The sequence below is a fragment of the Microbacterium sp. 3J1 genome (genome assembly GCF_001049495.1).
Classification (GTDB): domain Bacteria; phylum Actinomycetota; class Actinomycetes; order Actinomycetales; family Microbacteriaceae; genus Microbacterium.
The window spans coordinates 14,287-37,467 of the sequence record NZ_CDWI01000002.1; the positions used below are offsets into that span (position 1 = coordinate 14,287).

23 protein-coding genes and 1 tRNA gene are annotated in these 23,181 nt (G+C 69.4%); 14 read left to right on the forward strand and 10 right to left on the reverse strand.

All coding sequences use genetic code 11. The features are described from left to right. The 7 genes from BN2660_RS01290 to BN2660_RS01320 are packed head-to-tail and all read left to right on the forward strand — an operon-like array spanning position 1 to position 7,371. On the forward strand, positions 1 to 1,080 hold the full coding sequence (locus BN2660_RS01290) for a polyprenyl synthetase family protein (protein WP_091226282.1): 1,080 nt from the start codon (positions 1 to 3) through the stop codon (positions 1,078 to 1,080). After that, on the forward strand, positions 1,077 to 1,982 hold the full coding sequence (locus BN2660_RS01295) for a phytoene/squalene synthase family protein (protein ID WP_091226284.1): 906 nt from the start codon (positions 1,077 to 1,079) through the stop codon (positions 1,980 to 1,982). The genes BN2660_RS01290 and BN2660_RS01295 overlap by 4 nt, the downstream gene beginning before the upstream one ends. Further along, the gene (gene crtI, locus BN2660_RS01300; protein ID WP_091226286.1) at positions 1,979 to 3,580 is read left to right on the forward strand and encodes a phytoene desaturase family protein; all 1,602 of its coding nucleotides are present in this window, start codon (positions 1,979 to 1,981) and stop codon (positions 3,578 to 3,580) included. The genes BN2660_RS01295 and crtI overlap by 4 nt, the downstream gene beginning before the upstream one ends. Beyond that, on the forward strand, positions 3,580 to 3,924 hold the full coding sequence (locus BN2660_RS01305; RefSeq protein ID WP_091226288.1) for a lycopene cyclase domain-containing protein: 345 nt from the start codon (positions 3,580 to 3,582) through the stop codon (positions 3,922 to 3,924). Before crtI ends, BN2660_RS01305 begins: the two co-directional genes overlap by 1 nt. Beyond that, positions 3,921 to 4,259 (forward strand): lycopene cyclase domain-containing protein, encoded by a 339-nt coding sequence (locus BN2660_RS01310; protein WP_091226290.1) that lies wholly within the window; start codon positions 3,921 to 3,923, stop codon positions 4,257 to 4,259. The genes BN2660_RS01305 and BN2660_RS01310 overlap by 4 nt, the downstream gene beginning before the upstream one ends. After that, entirely contained in the window at positions 4,256 to 5,140 is an 885-nt protein-coding gene (locus BN2660_RS01315) for a prenyltransferase (protein ID WP_091226293.1), read from the forward strand. The genes BN2660_RS01310 and BN2660_RS01315 overlap by 4 nt, the downstream gene beginning before the upstream one ends. A 44-nt stretch (positions 5,141 to 5,184) precedes the next feature. Next, complete coding sequence (locus BN2660_RS01320) at positions 5,185 to 7,371, forward strand: MMPL family transporter (protein WP_091226295.1); 2,187 nt, start codon at positions 5,185 to 5,187, stop codon at positions 7,369 to 7,371. 15 nt (positions 7,372 to 7,386) lie between these two features. Here BN2660_RS01320 and BN2660_RS01325 read toward each other — a convergent pair. From BN2660_RS01325 to BN2660_RS01340, 4 genes are all read right to left on the reverse strand, one after another. After that, positions 7,387 to 7,463: transfer RNA gene (locus BN2660_RS01325), tRNA-Arg, on the reverse strand. A 70-nt stretch (positions 7,464 to 7,533) separates the two neighbouring features. Then, positions 7,534 to 8,031: an HNH endonuclease gene (locus BN2660_RS01330; protein WP_091226539.1), complete on the reverse strand. Its 498-nt coding sequence runs from the start codon at positions 8,029 to 8,031 to the stop codon at positions 7,534 to 7,536. 391 nt (positions 8,032 to 8,422) lie between these two features. Continuing rightward, the gene (locus tag BN2660_RS01335) at positions 8,423 to 9,250 is read right to left on the reverse strand and encodes a M23 family metallopeptidase (RefSeq protein ID WP_091226297.1); all 828 of its coding nucleotides are present in this window, start codon (positions 9,248 to 9,250) and stop codon (positions 8,423 to 8,425) included. Between the two features lie 267 nt (positions 9,251 to 9,517). Then, positions 9,518 to 10,219, reverse strand: a complete 702-nt coding sequence (locus BN2660_RS01340; RefSeq protein WP_091226300.1) for an iron-dependent transcriptional repressor DtxR — start codon at positions 10,217 to 10,219, stop codon at positions 9,518 to 9,520. 99 nt (positions 10,220 to 10,318) lie between these two features. On the opposite strand from BN2660_RS01340, the gene serC reads away from it, so the two are divergent. After that, a complete protein-coding gene (serC, locus tag BN2660_RS01345) occupies positions 10,319 to 11,431 on the forward strand; it encodes a phosphoserine transaminase (protein ID WP_091226302.1) in 1,113 nt (370 codons plus the stop codon). A 100-nt stretch (positions 11,432 to 11,531) separates the two neighbouring features. Here serC and BN2660_RS01350 read toward each other — a convergent pair whose 3' ends face one another. Beyond that, the gene (locus BN2660_RS01350) at positions 11,532 to 12,296 is read right to left on the reverse strand and encodes a DUF3027 domain-containing protein (RefSeq protein WP_091226304.1); all 765 of its coding nucleotides are present in this window, start codon (positions 12,294 to 12,296) and stop codon (positions 11,532 to 11,534) included. Next, positions 12,280 to 12,660 (reverse strand): cold-shock protein, encoded by a 381-nt coding sequence (locus BN2660_RS01355; protein ID WP_091226307.1) that lies wholly within the window; start codon positions 12,658 to 12,660, stop codon positions 12,280 to 12,282. The genes BN2660_RS01350 and BN2660_RS01355 overlap by 17 nt, the downstream gene beginning before the upstream one ends. A 136-nt stretch (positions 12,661 to 12,796) precedes the next feature. Here BN2660_RS01355 and BN2660_RS01360 point away from each other — a divergent pair, with 136 nt between their 5' ends. The 6 genes from BN2660_RS01360 to BN2660_RS01385 all read left to right on the forward strand — a co-directional run bounded on the left by BN2660_RS01360 (position 12,797) and on the right by BN2660_RS01385 (position 19,409). Beyond that, a complete protein-coding gene (locus tag BN2660_RS01360; protein ID WP_091226310.1) occupies positions 12,797 to 13,072 on the forward strand; it encodes a multidrug ABC transporter ATPase in 276 nt (91 codons plus the stop codon). Between the two features lie 10 nt (positions 13,073 to 13,082). After that, entirely contained in the window at positions 13,083 to 14,795 is a 1,713-nt protein-coding gene (locus BN2660_RS01365) for a helicase-associated domain-containing protein (RefSeq protein WP_091226313.1), read from the forward strand. An 11-nt stretch (positions 14,796 to 14,806) separates the two neighbouring features. Then, positions 14,807 to 16,447, forward strand: a complete 1,641-nt coding sequence (locus tag BN2660_RS01370) for a DNA repair helicase XPB (protein ID WP_091226316.1) — start codon at positions 14,807 to 14,809, stop codon at positions 16,445 to 16,447. A 101-nt stretch (positions 16,448 to 16,548) separates the two neighbouring features. Continuing rightward, the gene (locus BN2660_RS01375) at positions 16,549 to 17,235 is read left to right on the forward strand and encodes a response regulator transcription factor (RefSeq protein WP_091226319.1); all 687 of its coding nucleotides are present in this window, start codon (positions 16,549 to 16,551) and stop codon (positions 17,233 to 17,235) included. A 56-nt stretch (positions 17,236 to 17,291) separates the two neighbouring features. Then, complete coding sequence (locus BN2660_RS01380) at positions 17,292 to 18,998, forward strand: sensor histidine kinase (RefSeq protein WP_091226323.1); 1,707 nt, start codon at positions 17,292 to 17,294, stop codon at positions 18,996 to 18,998. A gap of 123 nt (positions 18,999 to 19,121) precedes the next feature. Further along, entirely contained in the window at positions 19,122 to 19,409 is a 288-nt protein-coding gene (locus BN2660_RS01385) for a WXG100 family type VII secretion target (RefSeq protein ID WP_091226326.1), read from the forward strand. 68 nt (positions 19,410 to 19,477) lie between these two features. Here the strand turns inward: BN2660_RS01385 and groL are convergent, their stop codons facing one another. The 4 genes from groL to BN2660_RS01405 form a co-directional block, all read right to left on the reverse strand. Beyond that, a complete protein-coding gene (gene groL, locus BN2660_RS01390) occupies positions 19,478 to 21,097 on the reverse strand; it encodes a chaperonin GroEL (RefSeq protein WP_091226329.1) in 1,620 nt (539 codons plus the stop codon). 109 nt (positions 21,098 to 21,206) lie between these two features. Then, positions 21,207 to 21,785: a LytR C-terminal domain-containing protein gene (locus BN2660_RS01395; RefSeq protein WP_255304982.1), complete on the reverse strand. Its 579-nt coding sequence runs from the start codon at positions 21,783 to 21,785 to the stop codon at positions 21,207 to 21,209. Positions 21,786 to 21,862: 77 nt separating this feature from the next. Continuing rightward, complete coding sequence (locus BN2660_RS01400) at positions 21,863 to 22,120, reverse strand: DUF3263 domain-containing protein (RefSeq protein WP_091226334.1); 258 nt, start codon at positions 22,118 to 22,120, stop codon at positions 21,863 to 21,865. Between the two features lie 9 nt (positions 22,121 to 22,129). After that, positions 22,130 to 23,122, reverse strand: a complete 993-nt coding sequence (locus BN2660_RS01405) for a DUF2332 domain-containing protein (RefSeq protein WP_091226337.1) — start codon at positions 23,120 to 23,122, stop codon at positions 22,130 to 22,132. Between the last annotated feature and the right edge of the window lie 59 nt (positions 23,123 to 23,181).

A 23,181-nucleotide genomic window follows, 5' to 3' on the forward strand; every position in this document is an offset into this window, starting at 1 on the left:
ATGTCGTCGACGATCGTCCACGAGGACATGGGCATACGCGTCGAGGAGATCCTCCGTCAGCGCTTCAGCGTCCACAGCGAGAGCGCCGAGGCATACGGAGCGGAATTCGCATCCCTGTGGCGGGCGGCGGCGGATCACGCCCTCGGCGGCAAGCTCGTGCGCCCTCGCCTCCTCCTCGACATCCACCGGGCCCTCGCGCCCGACGCCGGGACCGAGCCGACCGCCGCAGCGGTCGATGTCGCCACCCACATCGAGCTCCTCCACTACGCCTTCCTCCTGCACGACGACGTCATCGACGGCGACCTCACCCGGCGTCGGCGGCCGAACCTCATCGGCGCCCTGGCGGCGGCGAGCCTCGGCACCAGCGAGGAGGACTCCTTGCACTGGGCGCGATCCAGCGCCATCCTCATGGGCGACCTCCTGCTCTCCGCGGCCGTGCTCGGTTTCGCCCGCGCCGACATCCCGCACCAGGCGAGGATCGGACTCCTCGATCTCATCGAACAGGCGATCATCGAGACCGTGGCGGGTGAGCACACCGACGTCGCCCTGAGCCACGGCATCATCGCGCCCGAGCTCCCCACGGTGCTCAGCATGAGCGTCTACAAGACGGCCACGTACTCGTTCTCCCTCCCGCTGCGGGCGGCGGCCCTGCTCGCCGGCGCACCGCTGACGGCACAGGACACGCTGCACGCCGTCGGCCGCCACCTCGGCCTCGCCTACCAGCTGCAGGACGACCTGCTCTGCGTCTTCGGCGATCACCGGACGCACGGCAAGGATGCGTTCTCCGACCTGCGCGAGGGCAAGGAGACGGCGATCATCGCCTACGCCCGGTCGACGCCCGCCTGGCCGCACATCGAGCCCGCCTTCGGCTCGTCCGACCTCAGTCTGCAAGCCGCCGCAGAGATCCGTGACCGCCTTCGCGACTGCGGGGCCGAGAGCTTCGTCACCGGACTGATCGGAGATCAGCTCGACTCGATGCACGCACTCCTCGCGGATGCCGAGCGCAGCGGTGACCTCAACTCCGACGCCGCGCGCTCGATCCTCATGGCGGCGGCGCGGCTCGAGGGGCGTCAGGCATGAGCCCGGCCCCCGGAGCGGATCCGGACGACAGCCTCGGGAGGTTCAGCCGCGCAGCGGACACTGCCTCCACCGACGTCATCCGCACCTACTCGACGTCCTTCGGCCTCGCCACCAAGCTCCTCGGTTCCCGACACCGCCAGCACGTCCGCAACATCTACGCGATGGTCCGGATCGCCGACGAGATCGTCGACGGCGTCGCCGCTCAGGCCGGGCTGAACAGCTCGGCGCAGAAAGAGGCGCTGGCCTCGTACGTCGCCGAGACGCACCGCTCGATGCGCACCGGCTACAGCACGGACCTCGTGCTCCACGCCTTCGCACGCACGGCACGGGAGTGCGGGATCGGCGAGGACCTGACGCAGCCGTTCTTCGACTCGATGAGCGCCGACATCGCCGACCCGACGGACTTCGCCGTCTACGACGCGGAGGCTCATGAGAGATACGTCTACGGCTCGGCAGAGGTCGTCGGGCTCATGTGCCTGCGCGTGTTCCTGCGCGACGTCACCCGCACTGAAGAGGAGACAGCCGTGCTCACGCATGGGGCCAGACAGCTCGGCGCCGCGTTCCAGAACGTGAACTTCCTTCGCGACCTCGCCGATGACACCGACCGGCTGCAGCGCGGATACCTCGGCGACTCGGGGCGTCTGACGGATGCCGACCGCGACGCCTGGGTGCGGACCGTCGAGTCCCAGCTCGACGACGCCCGCCTCTCGATCCCGCTGCTGCCCAAGGACAGTCGCGCCGCCGTCCGCAGCGCGCATGCGCTCTTCGCGGCGCTCACCCGACGCGTCGCACGGACCCCGGCATCCGAGCTGTACCGGCGCCGCGTGCGGGTTCCCGATCCGATCAAGGCGCTGCTCGCCGGCCGCGCCCTCGTCATCACCGCCCTGGAGCGGGACCGATGAGCCGGATCGCCGTGATCGGTGCGGGAGTCGCCGGTCTCGCCACTGCCGGACTGCTCGCTCGCGAGGGCCACGAGGTGACCGTCTACGAGAAGAACGCGCGGGTGGGCGGACGCGCGGGCACCATCGAGCGCGAGGGGTTCCGCTTCGACTCCGGTCCCTCCTGGTATCTGATGCCCGAGGTGTTCGATCACTTCTTCGAGATGATGGGCACGTCCACCGAGGAGCAGCTCGACCTCACCCTCCTCGATCCGGGCTATCGCGTCTTCCGGGCCCCTGCCTCCGACGGGCGCCCCTCGCCGTCAGTCACGGTCCCGACCGGGCGCGCCGCGGTGACGAGGCTGTTCGAGGAGCGCGAACCCGGATCGGCCGGGGCACTCGACGCCTACCTCGACTCCGCACACGAGGCCAGGACGATGGCGGAGAAGTACTTCCTCTACAACCCCTTCACGCGCCTCCGCTCGCTCACGACGCCCGAGGTGCTGCGCGCGCTCCCCCGACTCTTCTCGCTTCTCGGCACGCGGCTGCAGGCCTTCGCCGCCCGGCGCTTCCGTGACCCGGTGCTGCGGCAGATCCTGGGCTACCCGGCGGTCTTCCTCGGCACCGACCCCCGCAGCGCACCCGCGATGTACCACCTGATGAGCGCACTCGACCTCGACGAGGGGGTCAGCTACCCGCAGGGCGGGTTCTGGCGCGTCGTCGAACGGATCGCCGAGCTCGCCCGGCATGCAGGAGTCACGATCGTGACGGAGGCCGACGTCACGGCGATCCTGACCGAGGACGCCGGCGGACGACCGCGGACCACCGGGATCTCCTGGCGTGACAGAAGCGGGGATTCCCATGTGTCCGAGGCCGACATCGTGGTCTCCGCGGCGGACCTCCACCACACGGAGACGTCGCTGCTGCCGCCTGATCTGCGCTCCTATCCCGAGACCTGGTGGCGCCGACGCACGAGCGGTCCCGGCGCCGTGCTCGTGATGCTGGGCGTCCGCGGCGCCCTGCCGCAGCTGCCGCATCACTCGCTGTTCTTCACGGACGACTGGGATGCGAACTTCGACGCCATCTTCGGCGATCGGCCGTCGATCCCCTCCCCCGCCTCGACCTACGTCTGCCGTCCGAGCGCGACGGATCCGACCGTCGCACCGGACGGGCACGAGAACCTCTTCGTGCTCGTGCCTGTCCCGGCGGACACCGGGCTGGGCGGCGGAGGCGCAGACGGCGCGGGCTCCGAGCAGGTCGAGCGCGCGGCCGACGCGGCGATCGACATGATCTCGCGGTGGGCCGGCGTCGATGATCTCCGGGAGCGCATCGTGGTGCGCGAGACCAAGGGACCGGCCGACTTCCGGGACGATTACAACTCCTGGCGCGGAGGGATGCTCGGTCCCGCCCACACGCTGGCGCAGAGCGCGATGTTCCGGGCGCAGAACGAGTCGCGCCGAGTCGCGGGCCTGTACTACGCCGGAGCGACCACGGCACCGGGTGTTGGCGTGCCGATGTGCCTCATCAGCGCGGAGATCGTGCTGAAGCGCATCCGCGGCGACCACTCGAGCGGCCCGCTCGACGTGGCCACCGCCGCACCGACGGGAAGCCGGGCGGAGTGATGGGGTTCCTGTATCTCGCCGTGCTTCTCGCCACGCTCGGCTGCATGCTTCTGCTGGACCGACGGTTCCGGCTGTTCTTCTGGCGCGACGCGGTCTCGGCATCCGTCGTCACCGCCGTCGGGCTCGCGTTCTTCCTGCTGTGGGACGTCGCGGGCATCGCCGGCGGGATCTTCTTCCGCGGCGAGGCCGTCATCGCGACGGGGATCGTGATCGCCCCCGAGCTGCCGATCGAGGAACCGGTGTTCCTGCTGTTCCTCGTGGTGTGCACGATGGTCGTATACACCGGCGCCGTCCGGGTCCTCGCCCACGTGCGCCGCGGGCGCGCTGTCGAGGAGACATCATGACGTACGTGGAGCTCGCCGCCTGGTTCTTCGGCTCCGCGGTGGTGATCGCGATCGTGCTGTCGCTCGTGTCCCGCGGACACCGCGCGCACCCCGCGGCGATCGCGCTCACGGCGGCCGTGCTCTTCGCCCTCACCGCGATCTTCGACACCGTCATGATCGCGACGGGCCTCTTCCACTACTCCGCCGGGCATCTGCTCGGCATCCACGTCGGGCTCGCGCCTCTCGAGGACTTCGCCTATCCGCTCGCCGGCGCCGTGCTGCTTCCGACCCTCTGGGCGTTCGTGCACGGCCGGCGGCGGCGCACGGGCTCGCACAGTGGGGAGGAAGAGGCATGAGCGCACCCGCACCGAGCGTCCGCACCGACCTCGCGCAGATACTCCTCTCGTCCCGCCCGATCAGCTGGATCAACACGGCGTTCCCGTTCGCGGCCGCCTACGTCCTGAGCACTCGCGAGATCGACCTGACCCTCGTGCTCGGCACCCTGTACTTCCTCATCCCCTACAACCTGGCGATGTACGGCATCAACGACGTGTTCGACTACGCGTCGGACCTCGCGAATCCGCGTAAGGGCGGGATCGAGGGCGCCCTCCTCTCCCCCCGCATCCACCGCGCGACGCTGTGGGCGGCGGCGGTGACGAACATCCCGTTCCTCGTGTACCTCGTGGCCGTGGGCGACCCCGTCTCGTGGGTCTGGCTCGCGATCAGCGTCTTCGCGGTGATCGCCTACTCCGCTCCCGGCCTGCGTTTCAAGGAGCGCCCGTTCCTCGACTCCACGACGTCGAGCCTGCACTTCGTGACGCCGGCGATCGTCGGCCTCGCCCTCGCGAACGGGCCGGTCACCGTCACCGCGGTGATCGTCCTCGTCGCGTTCTTCCTGTGGGGCATGGCCGCGCACGCCTTCGGCGCCGTGCAGGACATCGGCCCCGACCGCGAGGGCGGCATCGGCTCGATCGCCACGGTCATCGGCGCGAGGGCGACCGTGCGCCTGGCGATCGTCCTCTGGATCCTCGCGGGCGCGGCGATGCTCTTCACCTCGTGGCCGGCGCCTCTCGGTGCGCTGCTCGCGCTGCCGTACATCGTGAACGCCGCCCCCTGGTGGAACGTCACCGACGACACGTCGGGGCGGACGAATCGCGCCTGGCGCCGCTTCATCGCGCTGAACTACTTCGCCGGCTTCCTCGCGACGATGATCCTCATCCTCGCGTGGGTCTCCTGACGATCCTCCCTTCTGCCCGCCCCCCTTTCTCCGAGAGGCATCCGATGCCCAGCCCCGATCACGCCCCGAGCCCCACGCCCCGCCAGCGCACCCGGCGGCACTCCTGGGCGCGCGTGCTCATCCCCGTCGCCCTCATCCTCGTCTGGCTCGTCGGCGCAGGACTTGGCGGGCCGCTGTTCGGCAAGGTCGACGAGGTGTCGTCGAACGACCAGACCAGCTACCTCCCGGAGTCCGCGGACGCGACGCAGGTGCAGCAGCTTCTCGGGGAGTTCACCGACAGCGACGCCATCCCGGCGATCGCCGTGTTCGTCTCCGATGCGGAACTCACCGACACAGAACTGCAGACCATCTCGGATGCCGTCGCGGACGCGCCGTCCGTCGAGGGCGTGAGCGAGGACGTCTCGCCCGCCCTCACCTCCGACGACGGCCGTGCCGTGCAGGCATTCATCCCCATCGAGGGCGACGCGGAGCTCGCGGATGCGGTCGTAGCCCTGGGCGACGAGCTGCGTGACGCCGCCCCTGACGGCGTCGCCGTGTACATCACGGGCCCCGCAGGATTCAGCGCCGATCTCGTGGCGGGCTTCGCCGGCATCGACGGGCTGCTGCTCGGCGTCGCCCTGCTCGCCGTCCTCGTCATCCTGGTGCTCGTGTACCGGTCGTTCCTGCTGCCGATCGTCGTACTGTCGACGAGCCTCTTCGCGCTCTGCGTCGCGCTCCTGGTGGTGTGGTGGCTGGCGAAGTTCGAGGTGCTGCTGCTCAGCGGGCAGACCCAGGGCATCCTGTTCATCCTCGTGATCGGCGCGGCCACCGACTATGCCCTGCTGTTCGTGGCGCGCTTCCGCGAGGAACTGCGCGTCGCTCAGGACAAGGGCGCCGCCGTGCTCGCCGCGTGGAAGGGCTCGTTCGAGCCGATCGTGGCGTCCGGCGGCACCGTGATCGCCGGACTGCTGTGTCTCCTGTTGAGCGACCTGAAGTCGAACAGCACCCTCGGCCCCGTCGCCGCCATCGGCATCGTGTTCGCGATGCTCGCCGCCCTCACCCTTCTGCCCGCATTGCTGCTGCTGTTCGGGCGCGCGGTCTTCTGGCCCCGTCGACCGAAGTTCGAGCCCGAGGTCGTCGCCGAGGAGCACGGCATGCGCAAGACCGGACTCTGGGCGCGACTGGCGCGACTCATCACGAAGCGACCGCGCCTGATCTGGGTCGTCACCACACTCGTGCTCCTCGCCGGCGCCTCGGGCGTTCTGCAGCTCAACGCCGTCGGAGTGCCGCAGTCGGATCTCGTGCTCGGCGCCTCGGAGGCCCGAGACGGCCAGGTCGCCCTCGGCGAGCACTTCCCCGGAGGCTCGGGCAGCCCGGTCTCCGTGATCGTCGCGGAGGACAGCCTGCAGGACGCGGCGGACGTGCTGCTGGCCAGCGACGGAGTCGACGGGGTCACCGTGACCTCCGCGGACTCTCCCAGCGGATCCGCCCCCGTGACCGCAGACGGCATCACCGCGGTGGGCCCTCCCGGAACACCCGCGCCCGAGCCGACCGTGGTCGACGGCGAGGTCCTGCTGCAGGGCACGCTCACGGATGCCGCAGACTCGGACGCCGCGGCATCGACGGTGCGCGACCTGCGCTCGGAGCTGGACGGGATCGACGCGCTCGTCGGCGGCGTGACCGCGACGGCGATCGACACGAACGACGCGTCGATCCACGACCGCACGCTGATCATCCCGGTGATCCTCGTCGTCATCATGCTCATCCTGATGCTGCTGCTGCGCTCGATCCTCGCCCCGGTGCTGCTGATCATCACGACCGTGCTGTCCTTCGGCACCGCGATGGGCGTCTCGGCGCTCGTCTTCAACGGCGTGTTCGACTTCCCGGGCGCCGATCCGGCCGTCCCGCTCTACGGATTCGTGTTCCTCGTCGCTCTCGGCATCGACTACAACATCTTCCTGATGACGCGTGTGCGCGAGGAGTCGCTGCAGCACGGCACCCGAGAAGGGGTGCTGAGGGGACTCTCGATCACGGGCGGGGTGATCACCTCGGCCGGCCTCGTGCTCGCCGCCACCTTCGCCGCGTTGTCGGTGATCCCGATCCTGTTCCTCGTGCAGCTGGCGTTCATCGTCGCCTTCGGCGTGCTGCTCGACACCTTCGTCGTGCGATCGCTGCTCGTGCCCGCGCTCGCCTACGACCTCGGCAAGGTCATCTGGTGGCCGTCGAAGCTGTGGCGCCGCGGTCAGGACTGAGCGCTGACCGCGGAGTGGTGCCCTCGACTGGATTCGAACCAGCGACCTGCCCTTTAGGAGAGGGCTGCTCTATCCTGCTGAGCTACGAGGGCGCGGAGTCCAGTCTAAAGGACGCCCGAGCCCCTCTCCGGACCCGGGACTCGCTCCGCACCCGAGCGCCGCTCAGGCCGCGAGGGCCAGGTACGGCTCCCAGCGAGGGTCGCTGCGCTCGCTGCCGCGCACCGTCCAGGAGGTGCCGCGAGGGGGCCGGGGAGTGAACCGCAGCTCCCAGCGCATCTCCTGCGGGGTGCGGTCGCTCTTGACGTTGTTGCAGCGCAGGCAGCAGGCGACGAGGTTCTCCCATGAGTCCGCCCCGCCGCGCGACCGCGGCAGCACGTGGTCGATCGTCGACGCCGCCTTGCCGCAGTAGCCGCACCGGTGGTCGTCCCGGCGCAGCACACCGCGCCGGGTCACCGGCACTCGTCTGCTGAGGGGGATGCGCACGTAGCGCGACAGGATGATGACCGCAGGCCGGTCGTACACGCCGTGGCTGCCCCAGACGGGATCATCCTCCACGCGCTCGATGACCGTCGCCTTGTCATTCATGACAAGGACCAGAGCTCTCTTGAACGACACGATCGCCAGAGGCTCGTATCCCGCGTTCAGTACCAGTGTGCGCATCGTCATCCTCTCGATCCGCCGGGACGGCTTCCCGGCACTCTCGACTCACACGAAGCCGCACGGAGCGGAATCGATCACAGGGACGAAAAAAGGCGCTGTCTACAGACAGCGCCTTGTGCGCACGGCAGCACCGTGGCGTCCCTGCGGCCGATGCTGAAGGACGTGACGACCGAGGGCATCCATGGTTCGGATGCACGGTATTCGCTCCATCAGCTTCTCCCGCCTGTGCGACAACGGGTTCAGGCTAACCCATCGCAGAGGGGCGGGGGCCGAATTCCCGGTGAACACCCGAGGGCGTGTTCCCTCCGAGCTGCACGGGCGCGCTCGCATGAACCCGTTCGGCAGAGGCTCGACCGGGTTCAGTCGGAGCTCAGCCGGGGTCGGTCGATGCTCAGCCGGCGTTCGCGCCGAGCCAGGCGATCGGCTCCATGAGACCGCCGTTGACCCAGACCTCGAAGTGCAGGTGGTTCGCGGTGGAACGACCGGTGCTGCCGACGAAACCGATCAGCTGTCCGGCGGCGACCGTCTCGCCGGCCTGCACCTGGCGCGAGCCGTAGATCATGTGACCGTAGGTCGTCTGGACGCGCTGACCGCCGATGACGCTGTCGAGCATCACGGCGACGCCGTATCCGCCGATGCTCTCGGCCGATGCGCGGACCACGCCGGCCGCAGCCGCGTAGATCGGAGTTCCCGCAGGGGCGAGCATGTCGGCACCCTGGTGCGCTCCGCCGACCGTGCGGCTCACACTGTACGAGCCCTGAGGCAGCGGATACCGGACCTCGCCCGATCCCGGGGAGACGAGTGCGTAGTTGCCGATGTCGAAGGATCTGCTGCCGGCCGACGTGGCGGCGGCGGCGGTCGCGGCCTTGGCTGCCGCACGCGCTGCTGCCGCCTCCTCCGCCTTCTTCTTCTCGATCTCGTCGGGCGTGGTGGCCGTGAACGTGCCGCGGCTCAGCGATGCGGAGGTGGCGTCAGAGGCCACGACGAGGGACTGCGCGTCGACGGCGGCCATCTGCTGGACCGTCGTGGCCGTCTCGGCCGGCTTCGACGACGCGTACGCCGGAAGCGCCACGGCGGCGACGAGGGCGCCGACCGCTCCGAAGATCGCGATCGACCGCAGCGGCTTCACTGCCTTGCGGGCGTTGATCCCCGCACGGGCGGTGCGGGCTACTGCACGGTCTTCAGATGTCTTCGCGGGCGACTCGATGTCTCTGACCAAAACGTAATCCTCCTGCGCCTGCGCGCTCGGGCAGCGCTGGCTCGTCGGCACTCTGCTCTCGTGGCACGAATGTAGCTTCGGGTACTTTGTGCGTTCCTACCGAGAGGGCGACGAGCCTGGAAGGCGAGACCTCTCGGGTATCGCCTGCGGGCTTTCGCGGACGACCTGTCCGAGGCTACCCGAAGATAACGATCGTGTCACCCTGCGAACCTGGCAATCGTCGGAGAGGCGGAATTCCGCGGCTCAGCGCCACGGGATCCCGTCCGATCAGGCCGGTTCCCCGACGAGGAAGATGTGCGAGGCGAGCTCGACCGGGAGCTCGAGACCGTCGTCCTTGCCCTCCATCTGGATGAGGACGTAGCCCTCGTTGAAGCGGTAGTCGCCCTTCGCGCCCGGCACGACGCCGGCGTCACGGAGCTGCTCGAGCAGCTCGGGGTCGACCTGAGCGGGCTCGGCGAGGCGGCGCACGGTGCCCTCGATCGGGGCGCCCGCGGCGTTGAGCTTCTGCACGAGGCCGATGACGCCCTCGTCGAAGGTGCGGGCCGGGAGGTCGCCCAGCTGGTCGAGCCCCGGGATCGGGTTGCCGTACGGGGACTCCGTCGGGTGCCCGAGGAGCTCGACGAGACGGCGCTCGACCTGCTCGCTCATGACGTGCTCCCAGCGGCAGGCCTCTTCGTGCACATAGGCCCAGTCCAGCCCGATGACGTCGGACAGCAGGCGCTCGGCGAGACGGTGCTTGCGCATCACGTCGACGGCCTTGCGGCGACCGGAGTCGGTGAGCTCGAGAGTGCGGTCCTCGGACACCACGACGAGACCGTCTCGCTCCATGCGGCCCACCGTCTGCGACACCGTCGGGCCGGAGTGACCGAGGCGCTCGGAGATACGCGCGCGCAGAGGGACGATGTTCTCCTCTTCGAGCTCGAGGATGGTGCGGAGGTACATCTCCGTGGTGTCGATCAAGTCCGTCATAAGGCCCTCCGAGTCTCGTTAGGCAAGCCTACATTCCCGTGCGGACATCGGGCGTCACGCGGTGAATCGCAGCGGACGGCACGCCCTAGACTCGGACGCATGGCGATCGAGATTCCCCGAGACCTCCTGCCCGCTGACGGCCGCTTCGGATGCGGTCCCTCGAAGGTGCGCGCCGAGCAGCTCGATGCGCTGCTCGCTGCCGGCCCGACGCTCCTCGGCACCTCGCATCGCCAGGCGCCGGTCAAGAACCTCGTCGGCAGCGTCCGCGAGCAGCTGGCCGCTCTCTTCCGCCTTCCTGAGGGCTACGAGATCATCGTCGGCAACGGCGGCTCGACGGCGTTCTGGGATGCCGCGGCGTTCGGTCTGATCGAACGGCGCAGCCAGAACCTCGTGTTCGGCGAGTTCGGCGGCAAGTTCGCCGCGGCGGCCGCCGCTCCGTGGCTCGAAGCGCCCGATGTCCGCAAGGCCGAGCCCGGTTCGCGGGTGGCGGCGGAGATCGTCGACGGCGTCGACGTCTACGCGTGGCCGCACAACGAGACGTCGACCGGTGTCGCCGCCCCCGTCGAGCGGGTCGCCGCCGAGGGCGCACTGACCGTGATCGACGCGACCAGCGCGGCGGGCGGCATCGACTTCGATCTCACCCAGGCGGACGTCTACTACTTCGCGCCGCAGAAGAACCTCGGCTCCGACGGCGGACTGTGGTTCGCGGCCGTGTCGCCGGCGGCGATCGACCGCATCGAGAGGATCGCGGCCTCCGGCCGCTACATCCCCGAGTTCCTCAGCCTGAAGAACGCCGTAGACAACTCGCGCCTGAACCAGACGCTGAACACCCCGGCGCTGACCACGCTGCACCTGCTCGACAGCCAGTTGAGCTGGATCCTGGCGAACGGCGGCCTCGCCTGGGCGGGCGCGCGCACCGCCGAGTCCTCGGGCGTGCTGTACGACTGGGCCGCCGCATCCGCCGTCGCGACGCCCTTCGTCTCCGATGCCGCGCATCGCTCCCCCGTGGTGGTCACGATCGACTTCGACGAGACCATCGACGCTGCCGCCGTGGCCAAGACCCTGCGCGCCAATGGGATCGTCGACACCGAGCCGTACCGAAAGCTCGGTCGCAATCAGCTGCGGGTGGCGACGTTCGTCTCGATCGAGCCGGACGACGTCCGCCAGCTCACCCGGGCGATCGACCACGTGCTCGCGCACCAGGGCGACTGACCACCCACCGGGACTCACCCGGGTACGACGAAGGGGCCGCGTGAACACGCGGCCCCTTCGTCGTCGTCACCCTGCGTCGGGGAAGCGAACCCCGACGGCGTCACTCCTCTTCGTCGGACGCGTCGTCTTCGTCGTCATCGGCGTCGTCGTCCGACTCGTCATCATCGTCCGACTCGTCGTCATCCGACTCGTCGTCATCCGACTCGTCGTCGTCATCCGCGTCATCCGCGTCGTCCGACTCGTCGTCATCCGCATCGGCGGAGTCGTCCAGTTCGTCGATGTCCACGCCGTCGAGATCGCCCGCGTGAAGCACACGCGGCTCGGCCGCGAGTTCGTCCTCGTCCAGGTCGTCATCGTCATCGTCATCGTCATCGTCATCGTCGAGTTCGTCGTCGTCGAGTTCGTCGTCGTCGTCGAGCTCGTCATCGAGTTCCTCGTCGTCGAGATCGTCGTCATCGATGTCGTCGCCCTCGAGCGCATCCGCACCCGCATCCGCATCGGCTGCCGTTCCGTCGGCCGCCGCAGCGGCCTGCTCGGCGAGCTCCACCTGATGGGCCCGGTATTCCGCGAGGCGCTCCGCCCAGGGCACCCACTCGGGAGCGAGCAGCGCTCCTTCGCCGGGAAGCAGTTCGACCTCGAGGACGGTCGGCTCCTCGTCATCGACCCGTGCGACCGTCACCGTCCAGTACCAGCCCGGGTAGCCGGACAGTCGGTTCTCGAAGCGGAGCGACACCGAGCCGTCCTCCTCGGGGAGGTAGCCCGCGGCGGGCCCGATCGAAGTCGCGGGAGTGATCTCGCGCAGCGCAGCGAGCGCGAGATCGTGAGCGTCGACCAGACGCTGATCGAGGTCAGGCTTCGAGGTCATCGGCTACCTTGCGGAGAACGGCGGCGATCTTGCGACCGTGGCCGGAGGCGGGATAGCGACCGCGACGGAGGTCGCCGCCGATGCCGTCGAGCAGCTTCACGAGGTCCTCGATGATGATGGCCATGTCGTCGGCGGGCTTGCGCTTCGCCTTGGCAAGGCTGGGCGGCGCCTCGAGCACCCGCACCGAGAGCGCCTGGAGCCCGCGCTTGCCGTCGGCCACGCCGAACTCCACGCGTGCACCCGCCTTCACGGCCGTGCCCGCGGGCATGGCCGAAGCGTGCAGGAAGACGTCCTGGCCGTCATCGCTGGCGATGAAGCCGAAACCCTTGTCTTCGTCGTAGAACCTGACCTTGCCGGTGGGCATGGGAGACACCTCGCTGAATCGGTGTGGAGCTGGATGACGGCATTCGCCGCCACACCCAGCCTACCGGTCGGGGAGCAGAGAATCCGAAGGTCGCGCCGCCGAACCGCTTCCCCCACCAGCGACTAGGCTGAGACGGATGAGCACGCATACTCCCGACCCGGATGTACCCGTTCGCCGGGTCGATCGCATCCTGGCCTTCGGCGCCCTCGGCATCGCCGCGGCATCCGTCGTGTGCTTCTTCGCGATCATCGTCGGAACCGCTGTCGGGATGCAGCAGGAGGACTTCGGCGGCGGGGCATGGCCGGTCATCGCGGCCGTGCCGTACTGGGGACTCCCCCTCGCCTTCGTGATGATCATCGTGCTGCTGGCGATGAGCTTCATCCGCAAGAGTCGCGCGGCGTCGCGCCCCTGAGGAATCCGGCATGAGCACGCACGCACGTCCGCTGGCCGAATGGTTGGCCGCGGCGAGCGATGCGGAGCTGGCCGCACTCTTCGACGCGCGTCGCGTGCGTACCGATGCCGGGTGGCAGGACTTCTTCGACGCCGCGGAGGCGCTGCTCGATCCCGCCTCGATCGCGCGCATCCTGCCGACGCTGTCGATCGCCGAGGCCGTCGTGCTGTCCGATGCCGTCGAGGCCGGCAGGGCGGCGTCCGATTCCTCCGAGCGGACGACCCTCGAGCGCCTGGCCCTGCTGCGACCGGACGGAACGCCGCCGCCTCCCGTGGCCACAGCCGTGTCCGAACGCGAGAAGCCCGTCCTCCCCGAGGCGGCGGCGCCCAGGGCATCGGACGACGCCGAGCAGGCGCATGCGGCGGAGCGCGCGTTCACCACGGTGTCGACGCTCGCGGATCTCCTGCTCCTCGCCCGCGCCAAGCCGTTCGCGCTGCTCACCGGAGGGACGGTGAGCGCCGCCGAGAAGCGCCTGCTGAACGAGGCGGGGGTCGCCGCCGAGTCGATCGACGACCTCATCGCGATCGCCGCGGACGCCGGACTCGTGCATGCCGACGAACGGAGGCTGCGCACGACGGCCCACGCCGACGAGTGGCTGCGATCCTCGGTCGCCGACCGCTGGAGCGGTCTGGTCACGGCGTTCCGTAGTTCGCTCCCTCGCGGCGTCCGCAGTGCGGACGGCGGGTGGATCCCCACGACGGCGTGGTCGCACGCGCATCCGTGGGACCCCGCCGGCGCCGCCCGCGCCGAAGCGCTGCTCGGTCGCGCCCGACTTCTCGGGCTCCTCGCCGACGGGGACAGCGAGCCGGAGTGGACGAGGCCGCTCCGTCGTGGAGACCGGGTCGACCCCGAGCCGCTGACCCGGTTGCTCCCCGCCGAGGTCGACCGCATCTTCCTTCAGAACGACCTGAGCGCGATCTCCCCCGGCCCCCTGGCCCCCGCATTGGATGTGCGCCTGCGCACGATCGCGTCCCGTGAGTCCGCGGCGCAGGCGTCCACCTATCGCTTCTCCCCCGAATCCATCGCCCGTGCTCTCGTCGCCGGCGAGACCGAGCAGTCGATCCTCGCCTTCCTCGACACGCTGTCGCTCACCGGCATCCCGCAGCCGCTGCGCTACCTGGTCACCCAGACGGCGCAGCGGCATGGCCTCGTGCAGGTGTCGACGGATCCCGAGACCGGCCGCACCCGTATCGAGAGCGGCGATCCGCACCTGATCGAAGCCATGGCGGTCGACCAGACGCTGCGGCCGCTCGCCCTGACCAAGCACGTCGGCTCGATCACCACCCGGGTGGGCCGCGACACCGTCTACTGGGCGCTCATCGACGCTCGCTACCCGGCGACGCTCGTCGACGAGGACGGCATGGTGATCAGCGGTGAGCGCACACCGGTGGCCCCCGCCGACGGATCCACGACCGTCGACCATGGTCCGCTCATCGCCGCGCTCCGCTCGCACCAGGGTCCCGACGCCGACGCCGCGTGGCTCGACCGCGAGCTCGAGGCGGCGGTGCGGGCCAGAGCGGTGCTGAAGGTGACGGTCGGGATGCCCGACGGGTCTACGCGGGAACTCGTGCTCGAGGCGACAGGTCTGGGCGGAGGCCGGCTCCGCGGACGCGACCGCACGGCCGACGTCGAGCGCACCCTCCCGGTGTCGAGCATCCGCGCCGCCTCCGTGATCGCGCAGTAAACTGGACAGCTATGTCTGATGGCCCCCTGATCGTCCAGAGCGATCGCACCGTGCTGCTCGAAGTCGCCCACGCCGATGCCGAGAGCGCCCGCCATGAGCTCGCCATCTTCGCCGAGCTCGAGCGCGCTCCCGAGCACATCCACACGTACCGGATCACCCGGCTCGGGCTGTGGAACGCACGTGCCGCGGGCCACACGGCGGAGGACATGCTGGAGACGCTCGACCGCTGGTCGCGCTTCCCGGTGCCCCCGTCCGTGTCCGTCGACCTCCGCGAGACGGTCAACCGATACGGCCGGCTGGTCATCGAGCGCGACGACGAGGGCACGCTCATCCTCCGCTCGAACGATCCCGCCGTCCTCGCGCAGGTGGCGAACAACAAGCGCATCCAGCCGCTGCTGATCGGACACCCGTCACCCGAGACGTTCGTCGTCGACGCCTGGGCCCGGGGGCAGATCAAGCAGGAGCTGCTGAAGATCGGCTGGCCCGCGGAGGATCTGGCGGGATACACCCCGGGGACGCCGCACGAGATCGAGCTCGCCGAGGACGGCTGGCAGATCCGGCCTTACCAGCAGGACGCCGTCGACGCGTTCTCGAAGGACGGCTCGGGCGTCGTGGTGCTGCCGTGCGGTGCCGGCAAGACGATCGTCGGCGCCGGCGCCATGGCCGCCACGAAGACCACCACGCTGATCCTCGTCACCAACACGGTGTCCGCGCGTCAGTGGCGCGACGAGCTGTTGAAGCGCACCAGCCTCACCCCCGAGGAGATCGGCGAGTACTCCGGTCAGGCCAAGGAGGTCAAACCGGTCACCATCGCGACCTATCAGATCCTCACGGCGAAGAGGAAGGGCGCGTACGCCCACCTCGCCCTGCTGGACGCTCTCGACTGGGGCCTCATCGTGTACGACGAGGTGCACCTGCTCCCGGCGCCGGTCTTCAAGCTCACCGCCGACCTGCAGGCTCGCCGCCGCATCGGCCTCACCGCGACGCTGGTCAGAGAGGACGGCCGCGAAGGCGACGTCTTCAGCCTCATCGGTCCCAAGCGATTCGACGCCCCGTGGAAGCAGATCGAGGCCCAGGGCTTCATCTCCCCCGCCGCCTGCTACGAGGTGCGGGTGGACCTGCCCCCGACCGATCGGCTGGAGTACGCGGCGGCGACCGACGACGAGCGCTACCGGCTCGCCGCATCCGCCCCCGCCAAGATCCAGGCGGTGCGCGAGCTCATCGCGAAGCACGAGGGCGAGCGGATCCTCGTGATCGGCCAGTACCTCGACCAGCTCGACTCCCTGTCGCAGTCCTTGAACGCGCCGCAGATCACGGGCGCCACGCCCATCGACGAGCGGGAGGAGCTCTACCGGGCGTTCCGCGAGGGCGAGATCTCCCTGCTGGTCGTGTCGAAGGTCGCGAACTTCTCGATCGACCTCCCCGAGGCCTCGGTCGCGATCCAGGTGTCCGGGTCGTTCGGCTCCCGTCAGGAGGAGGCGCAGCGTCTGGGGCGTCTTCTGCGCCCCAAGCAGTCCGGCCACACCGCCAGCTTCTACACGCTCGTCGCGCGCGACACGATCGACCAGGATTACGCCCAGAACCGTCAGCGATTCCTGGCCGAACAGGGCTACAGCTACACGATCATGGATGCGGACGCGATCGCCGCCTGACCACGAACGCGTTCCGCTGCGTGCGGGGCTCCGCCGTCGGCGTCCCCGCCGCTCCGACGGATCACCAGCAATCCCATGGCCGATGTCACCATAATGGGGTCATGACTGATGCGCGCATCCTGGTCGTCGACGACGAGCCCAACATCCGCGACCTGCTCTCCACAGGTCTCAGCTTCGCCGGGTTCCAGGTGAAGACGGTCGCCAACGGCGCCGCCACCATCTCGGCCGTGCTCGAGGAGGAGCCTGACCTCATCATCCTCGACGTCATGCTGCCCGACATGAACGGGTTCAGCGTGACGAAGCGCCTGCGCGGCGCGGGCTTCACCGCCCCGATCCTCTTCCTCACCGCGAAGGACGGCACGGAGGACAAGATCGAGGGGCTCAACGCCGGCGGCGACGACTACGTGACGAAGCCCTTCAGCCTCGACGAGATCGTCGCCCGCGCGCAGGCGATCCTCCGCCGCACCATGCAGGCCGACGAGGAGTCCATCATCCGGGCGGGCGAGCTGTCGATGGATCAGGACACGCACGACGTGCAGGTCGGCAAGGAGTCGATCGAGCTCAGCCCCACCGAGTTCAAGCTCCTCCGCTACCTGATGCTCAACCCGAACCGGGTGCTGTCGAAGGCGCAGATCCTCGACCACGTCTGGGAGTACGACTTCAACGGCGACGCGGGCATCGTCGAGAGCTACATCTCGTACCTCCGCCGCAAGATCGACCCGCACACCGAGGAGTCCGTGATCCAGACCAAGCGCGGCTTCGGATACATGCTCAAGGTCGGCAAGTAGTCCGGTCGACGCGCATCCGCTGACGTCCGACAGCATCCGTCATCAGGGAGGACCGCATGGCGCACAAGCCCGACGCGGTCACCCGCTGGTGGCGGGGCATCAGCCTGCGCGCCAAGGTCACCGGCGTCACGGTCGCGGTGCTGGCGCTGGGGCTGCTCGCCGCCGGGCTCGGCACGGTGCCGATCCTCCGCAACGCGCTGATCGCCAACATCGACGCGCAGCTTCCGGCGCTGGTCTCGCCCGACCTCGCTGAGCGGTACTTCGACATCACGACTTCGGTCGACGGCGAGACCCAGTACACGCCCACCGAGTCCCCTCGGGACTTCTTCGTCGCGATCTATGACGGCGAGGGCGTGCTGCAGACGAAGACGGGGACCTCCGCGAACGGGTCGATGCCGCTGTTCCCGGCCTCGTTCACGCTGCTCGACGTGCAGGTGAAGGGTGACAGCGTCTTCCCGCTGGAGGGCACGAAGGGAGCGAGCTACCACGCCGCCGTGGCCAGCCAGCCCGGCGAGGGAGGCGGCTCTCTGCGCATCCAGATGGTCGCGATGCCGCTCGACTCCGTCGACCGGATCATCGGGCAGTATTTCGGCATCTACCTGACGGTCGCCTTCGTCACGATCTTCATAGCCGCCGTGCTGACGCGGGGACTCGTGACCCTCACCTTCCGGCGGCTGGGGCAGGTGGAGTCGACCGCGATGTCCATCGCCGCAGGCGACTTCAGCCAGCGCCTCACCGACCTCGAACCCACCACCGAGGTCGGCCGCCTCAATGCGGCCATCAACACCATGCTCGATCGCGTCGACGGCTCTCTGGCGCAGCGCGACCGCACCGTGCGCCACATGCGCCGCTTCATCGGCGATGCCAGCCATGAGCTGCGCACGCCTCTCGTGAGCGTCCGCGGCTACGCCGAGCTGTACCGGATGGGCGCCATCAAGGGCGAGGAGGACACCGCGAGAGCGATGGAGCGGATCGAGAAGGAGGCCATCCGGATGGGCGTGCTCGTCGAGGACCTCCTCGCACTCGCACGCCTCGACGAGGAACGCGAGCCGGAGATCGAGGCTCTCGACCTGCGCCCGATCGCGCGGGACGCCGCCCTGGATCTGCGCGCCGCTGCGCCCGCGCGCACGGTGACCGTCGTCGACCGCACCGTCGAGGCGCCGCTCATCGACGTGACGACCCGCGCGAACCCGGTCGTCCCCGCACCGGCGGTCCCGGCCCCGCGAGGTCTCTCGCGCGGCACGCTCTCGAGGCTGCGTCGACGCCCTCGATCAGCGGAGAAGGTGCCGGCCATCGATTTCACCGAGGCGACGGACATCCCGGTGCGTACGCCCCCGATCGTGCTCGGCGAGGAGAACAAGGTCCGCCAGGTGGTGACGAACCTGCTCGGCAACGCCCGTCGCTTCTCGCCCGAAGAGAGCCCCATCGAGATCGTCGTGGACGCCGACCGCGTCCGCGGCACCGCGAGCATCGCGATCGTCGACCACGGCGAGGGCATTCCCCCGCAGATCCGCGAGCAGATCTTCGAGCGCTTCTGGCGGGCCGACACCTCCCGCGCTCGGGAGACGGGCGGATCGGGACTCGGCCTCGCGATCGTCTCGTCCATCGTGAAGGCGCTCCACGGAGACGTCGCCGTCTCGGAGACGCCCGGCGGCGGAGCGACGTTCACCGTCACGCTCCCCCTCGCACCGTCCCGGGCCACGCCGGCGCATCTGCTCGAGGACACGCAGCCTCTCGAGTCGTTCGACCTCGGCGACCGCTGAGACCCTGCCTCCACGTCGTGTGGAGCGGCGGGTTTATGCACACCCCTCGCGATCACCCGGCAGAGACCCGACGCCCGCGACAGCTCGACTCCTATCGTCGGAATCCCATCGAAAGGAGTTCTCATGTCCGTCTTCACCGTCGACACCGAAGCCGTGGGTGCCGCGCAGGCGTCGACACTGGCCACCATGGAGCGCGTGCGTGCCGAGTCGGCGACCCTCATGGCGCAGCTGTCGCAGCTGCAGTCGTCCTGGGTCGGCACCGCGTCGACAGCGTTCCAGTCGTGCGCCGAGCAGTGGCGCGGAGCACAGCTGCACGTCGAGCAGGTGCTCGAATCCATCGGCACCTCACTGGGCAGCGCTGCGACGCAGTACGCGGATGCCGATCAGTACTCGGCGAACCTCTTCCGCTGATCGCCGCCCGCCACAGAACGCAGAAACGCCCCGACCGAGGTCGGGGCGTTTCTGTCAGTGCTGATGGATCAGAAGTCCATGCCACCCGACGGGTCACCCATCGGCGCGGCGGCCTTCTCGGGCTTGTCGGCCACGACCGCCTCGGTGGTGAGGAACAGAGCCGCGATCGAGGCTGCGTTCTGCAGCGCCGAGCGGGTCACCTTGGCGGGGTCGATGATGCCGGCTGCGAACAGGTCGACGTACTCACCGGTGGCCGCGTTGAGTCCCTGGCCCGCGGGGAGCTCGGAGACCTTGTTCGCGACGACACCCGGCTCGAGGCCGGCGTTCAGAGCGATCTGCTTCAGCGGGGCCTCGATCGCGACGCGCACGATGTTCGCACCGGTCGCCTCGTCGCCCGAGAGCGACAGACCGTTGAGAGCCTTGGTGCCCGACTGGATGAGCGCGACGCCACCACCGGGGACGATGCCCTCCTCGACGGCCGCCTTCGCGTTGCGGACGGCGTCCTCGATGCGGTGCTTGCGCTCCTTGAGCTCGACCTCGGTTGCCGCGCCCGCCTTGATGACGGCGACGCCGCCGGCGAGCTTCGCGAGGCGCTCCTGCAGCTTCTCGCGGTCGTAGTCGCTGTCGGTGTTCTCGATCTCGCGACGGATCTGCGTGACCCGACCCTCGATCTGGTCCGCCTCGCCAGCACCCTCGACGATGGTCGTCTCGTCCTTGGTGACGATGACCTTGCGAGCGCGACCCAGCAGGTCGAGCGTCGCGTTCTCGAGCTTCAGGCCGACCTCTTCGGTGATGACCTGACCACCGGTGAGGATCGCGATGTCCTGCAGCTGCGCCTTGCGACGGTCGCCGAAGCCGGGAGCCTTGACGGCGACCGACTTGAAGATGCCCTTGAGCTTGTTGAGCACGAGAGTAGCGAGAGCCTCGCCCTCGACGTCCTCGGCGATGATGACGAGCTCCTTGCCGTCCTGGATCACCTTGTCGACGATGGGCAGGAGGTCCTTGATGTTCGAGACCTTCTGGTTCGCGATGAGGATGTACGGGTCCTCGAAGACCGCCTCCTGGCGCTCCGGGTCCGTGACGAAGTACGGGTTCAGGTAGCCCTTGTCGAAGCGCATGCCCTCGGTGAGCTCGAGCTCGGTGCCGAAGGTCTGCGACTCCTCGACGGTGACGACGCCCTCCTTGCCGACCTTGTCGATCGCCTCGGCGATGAGCTCGCCGATCGCCGGGTCTGCTGCCGAGATGGAAGCGGTCGCGGCGATCTGCTCCTTGGAGTCGATCTCCTTCGCGCTGGCGAGGAGCTCCTCGGTGATCGCGGCGACGGCCTTCTCGATGCCGCGCTTGAGCGAGATCGGGTCGGCGCCGGCTGCGACGTTGCGCAGTCCCTCGCGGACGAGAGCCTGAGCGAGGACCGTGGCGGTGGTGGTTCCGTCACCGGCGACGTCGTCGGTCTTCTTGGCGACCTCCTTGACGAGCTCCGCGCCGATCTTCTCGTACGGGTCGTCGAGCTCGATCTCCTTGGCGATGGAGACACCGTCGTTCGTGATCGTGGGGGCGCCCCACTTCTTCTCGAGCACGACGTTGCGGCCGCGCGGGCCGAGCGTCACCTTGACGGCGTCGGCGAGGATGTTGAGGCCGCGCTCGAGGCCGCGGCGGGCCTCCTCATCGAAAGCGATGATCTTTGCCATGAGTTTTGTCGTCCCTCCTGGACGTAGACGTTGGGTTTAGCACTCAGAGTGAGAGAGTGCTAACGCCATTCTGGCACTCGACCCCATCGAGTGCAAGCCACGGAGGGGACTACGGGGCGGGGGTGTCCTCAGGATCCGCCGGCGCCTCCGCCGACCGGTCGAGACCGATCACGACGGTGAGCTGCTTCTGCTCCGTGTCGTTGAGATCGGCGTAGAAGTCGCTCTGCTCGACGGCCGCTCCGCCGATCAGTCCGGCGAGCCCGATCGCCGCGAGCTCGTCCTCGGGGGCGATGTAGTAGACCGTCGTGGTCGAGAAGTCCTGGCTCGTGCTGTCGCTCGCGAAGACCGTCTCGGCAGGCCAGCCGTTGTTGATCAGCACGTCCCGCATCTGCTCGTCGAGGCCCTCGTCGGCCGTGGCGTTGAGGATCATGACCGAGAAGGTGGTGTCGACGACTCCCGTCTCCTCCGGGATCGGGGTCGACGACGCGACGGGCTCAGGGAAGAGCGAGATGCGCCCCATGACGACGAGCGAGCCGAAGATGCCGGCGATGATCAGCACCAGGGCGGCGACGAAGGACCAGAGCAGGACGACCCATCCGTTCATCCCCGGAGCCTCGGCGCGGTGAGCGCCCACGCGTCCTGAAGAGCGGGGCACGTCGTCGAATCGGTCTCGGGTGGGCTTTGACACCCCTCGATGCTAATGGCACGCGCCTGGGGATCCGCGCCGGGCGCGCTGGCGGCCTGGAGCGAGCCCCGGCCGGGCGGTCAGCCGACGAAGCCGGGGGTCCGGGTGGATCGCTGCACCGCGCGCGCGTCCCTGATTCGGCGCAGCCGACGCACGAGCATCGGGTCGTACTCCAACGCCCGGTCGGAGTCGATCAGCCGTCCGAGGAGCTGGTAATACCGCGCGGCGCTCATGCCGAGCTGGGCGCGGATGACCTCTTCCTTCGCCCCGCCGTGCCGCGGCCAGGCGGTCTCCAGAGCGAGGATCGCGCGGTCGCGCTCGGTCAGGTCTCCCAGCATGTGACCAGATTAGGTCGGCTGGTCGCCGTCTCCCGCGCGCCACTCCCACCATCGCCCGAGTGGATCTGCGGCCGCCCGTACGCGACCGTCCAGGGCCACCACGAACCCGGGCCATGCATCGGCGTCGACCGGCGGCTCCCACACGTCGAGGAGAGCAGGCGGATCTATCGTCACCCACCGGGCGGGCAGCTCCCGGATGCGCCGGATCAGCGCCTCGCGCGGCGCGCGCGGGATGTGCACGAGCACTCCGGGCGTCGTGATCACGAGGGTCGCATCTGCCGGGGCCGCGGCGGCGAGCGCGTCGATGCGGTCGAGCGCATCCCCCGCCACGAGCAGTGGAGGATCCTGGGCGACGATGTCGAGGGCTGCGGCGACCCGGTGCTCGCGCCCCTCCTCCCCCGGCCACACGAGTCCCTGCAGCCACCGGCGGTCGCGCTCGTCTCGGGCGTCGAGCGGGGCGAGGTCGATACCGGCGCGCCAGACGATCTGCGGCATGCTCAGCGGCGGCAGCGTCCCCTCGACACGGCTCTCCAGCACCACGGGCGACACGCCGTCCGCCGGATCGAGCGAGATCCGGAGGCCGCCGTCCGCATCGGTGAAGCGGTAGGAGTACCGGTCCGGGTACAGGCACAGCCCGGCCGACGCCCCCACCTCGAGGAGGGCGAGCGGGCCTTCGATCTCCGCCAGCACGGGGAGCAGCGGAGCCAGACGCAGCGGCTCGTTCGTCTGCAGCCGTCGGGAGGTGCACTCGTCGACGACCTCGTCGGCGTGCGAGATCACGAACGATCGCCACCGTGCGTAGTCGACGAGGCCGACGCCCAGCATCCGGCTCACCGCGAAGACCAGCGGGGGCTGTCGTCGCTGCTCGGGGATGCGGGCGAGGATGCTCTGCACCACGCCGTCGTCGGCCACGCCGGCCGCCCACTCGGCGTACAGCGCGCTGCGCCCCGGCGCCTCCTCCTCGGCGAAGCGCGCGTAGCGCTGCTGCACGGCATCCGTCATGCGTCCATTCTGACGTGACCCCGGAGGTCGTCCGGCACGAGAGAATGGGAGGAGACCCC

What these genes read in the sequence shown, in the direction of transcription:
- BN2660_RS01290 (WP_091226282.1), top strand. Translation starts at nt 1, where the DNA reads ATGTCGTCGACGATCGTCCACGAGGACATGGGCATACGCGTCGAGGAG.
- BN2660_RS01295 (WP_091226284.1), top strand. Translation starts at nt 1,077, where the DNA reads ATGAGCCCGGCCCCCGGAGCGGATCCGGACGACAGCCTCGGGAGGTTC.
- crtI (WP_091226286.1), top strand. Translation starts at nt 1,979, where the DNA reads ATGAGCCGGATCGCCGTGATCGGTGCGGGAGTCGCCGGTCTCGCCACT.
- BN2660_RS01305 (WP_091226288.1), top strand. Translation starts at nt 3,580, where the DNA reads ATGGGGTTCCTGTATCTCGCCGTGCTTCTCGCCACGCTCGGCTGCATG.
- BN2660_RS01310 (WP_091226290.1), top strand. Translation starts at nt 3,921, where the DNA reads ATGACGTACGTGGAGCTCGCCGCCTGGTTCTTCGGCTCCGCGGTGGTG.
- BN2660_RS01315 (WP_091226293.1), top strand. Translation starts at nt 4,256, where the DNA reads ATGAGCGCACCCGCACCGAGCGTCCGCACCGACCTCGCGCAGATACTC.
- BN2660_RS01320 (WP_091226295.1), top strand. Translation starts at nt 5,185, where the DNA reads ATGCCCAGCCCCGATCACGCCCCGAGCCCCACGCCCCGCCAGCGCACC.
- BN2660_RS01330 (WP_091226539.1), bottom strand. Translation starts at nt 8,031, where the DNA reads ATGCGCACACTGGTACTGAACGCGGGATACGAGCCTCTGGCGATCGTG.
- BN2660_RS01340 (WP_091226300.1), bottom strand. Translation starts at nt 10,219, where the DNA reads ATGACGGACTTGATCGACACCACGGAGATGTACCTCCGCACCATCCTC.
- serC (WP_091226302.1), top strand. Translation starts at nt 10,319, where the DNA reads ATGGCGATCGAGATTCCCCGAGACCTCCTGCCCGCTGACGGCCGCTTC.
- BN2660_RS01350 (WP_091226304.1), bottom strand. Translation starts at nt 12,296, where the DNA reads ATGACCTCGAAGCCTGACCTCGATCAGCGTCTGGTCGACGCTCACGAT.
- BN2660_RS01355 (WP_091226307.1), bottom strand. Translation starts at nt 12,660, where the DNA reads ATGCCCACCGGCAAGGTCAGGTTCTACGACGAAGACAAGGGTTTCGGC.
- BN2660_RS01360 (WP_091226310.1), top strand. Translation starts at nt 12,797, where the DNA reads ATGAGCACGCATACTCCCGACCCGGATGTACCCGTTCGCCGGGTCGAT.
- BN2660_RS01365 (WP_091226313.1), top strand. Translation starts at nt 13,083, where the DNA reads ATGAGCACGCACGCACGTCCGCTGGCCGAATGGTTGGCCGCGGCGAGC.
- BN2660_RS01370 (WP_091226316.1), top strand. Translation starts at nt 14,807, where the DNA reads ATGTCTGATGGCCCCCTGATCGTCCAGAGCGATCGCACCGTGCTGCTC.
- BN2660_RS01375 (WP_091226319.1), top strand. Translation starts at nt 16,549, where the DNA reads ATGACTGATGCGCGCATCCTGGTCGTCGACGACGAGCCCAACATCCGC.
- BN2660_RS01380 (WP_091226323.1), top strand. Translation starts at nt 17,292, where the DNA reads ATGGCGCACAAGCCCGACGCGGTCACCCGCTGGTGGCGGGGCATCAGC.
- BN2660_RS01385 (WP_091226326.1), top strand. Translation starts at nt 19,122, where the DNA reads ATGTCCGTCTTCACCGTCGACACCGAAGCCGTGGGTGCCGCGCAGGCG.
- groL (WP_091226329.1), bottom strand. Translation starts at nt 21,097, where the DNA reads ATGGCAAAGATCATCGCTTTCGATGAGGAGGCCCGCCGCGGCCTCGAG.
- BN2660_RS01400 (WP_091226334.1), bottom strand. Translation starts at nt 22,120, where the DNA reads ATGCTGGGAGACCTGACCGAGCGCGACCGCGCGATCCTCGCTCTGGAG.
- BN2660_RS01405 (WP_091226337.1), bottom strand. Translation starts at nt 23,122, where the DNA reads ATGACGGATGCCGTGCAGCAGCGCTACGCGCGCTTCGCCGAGGAGGAG.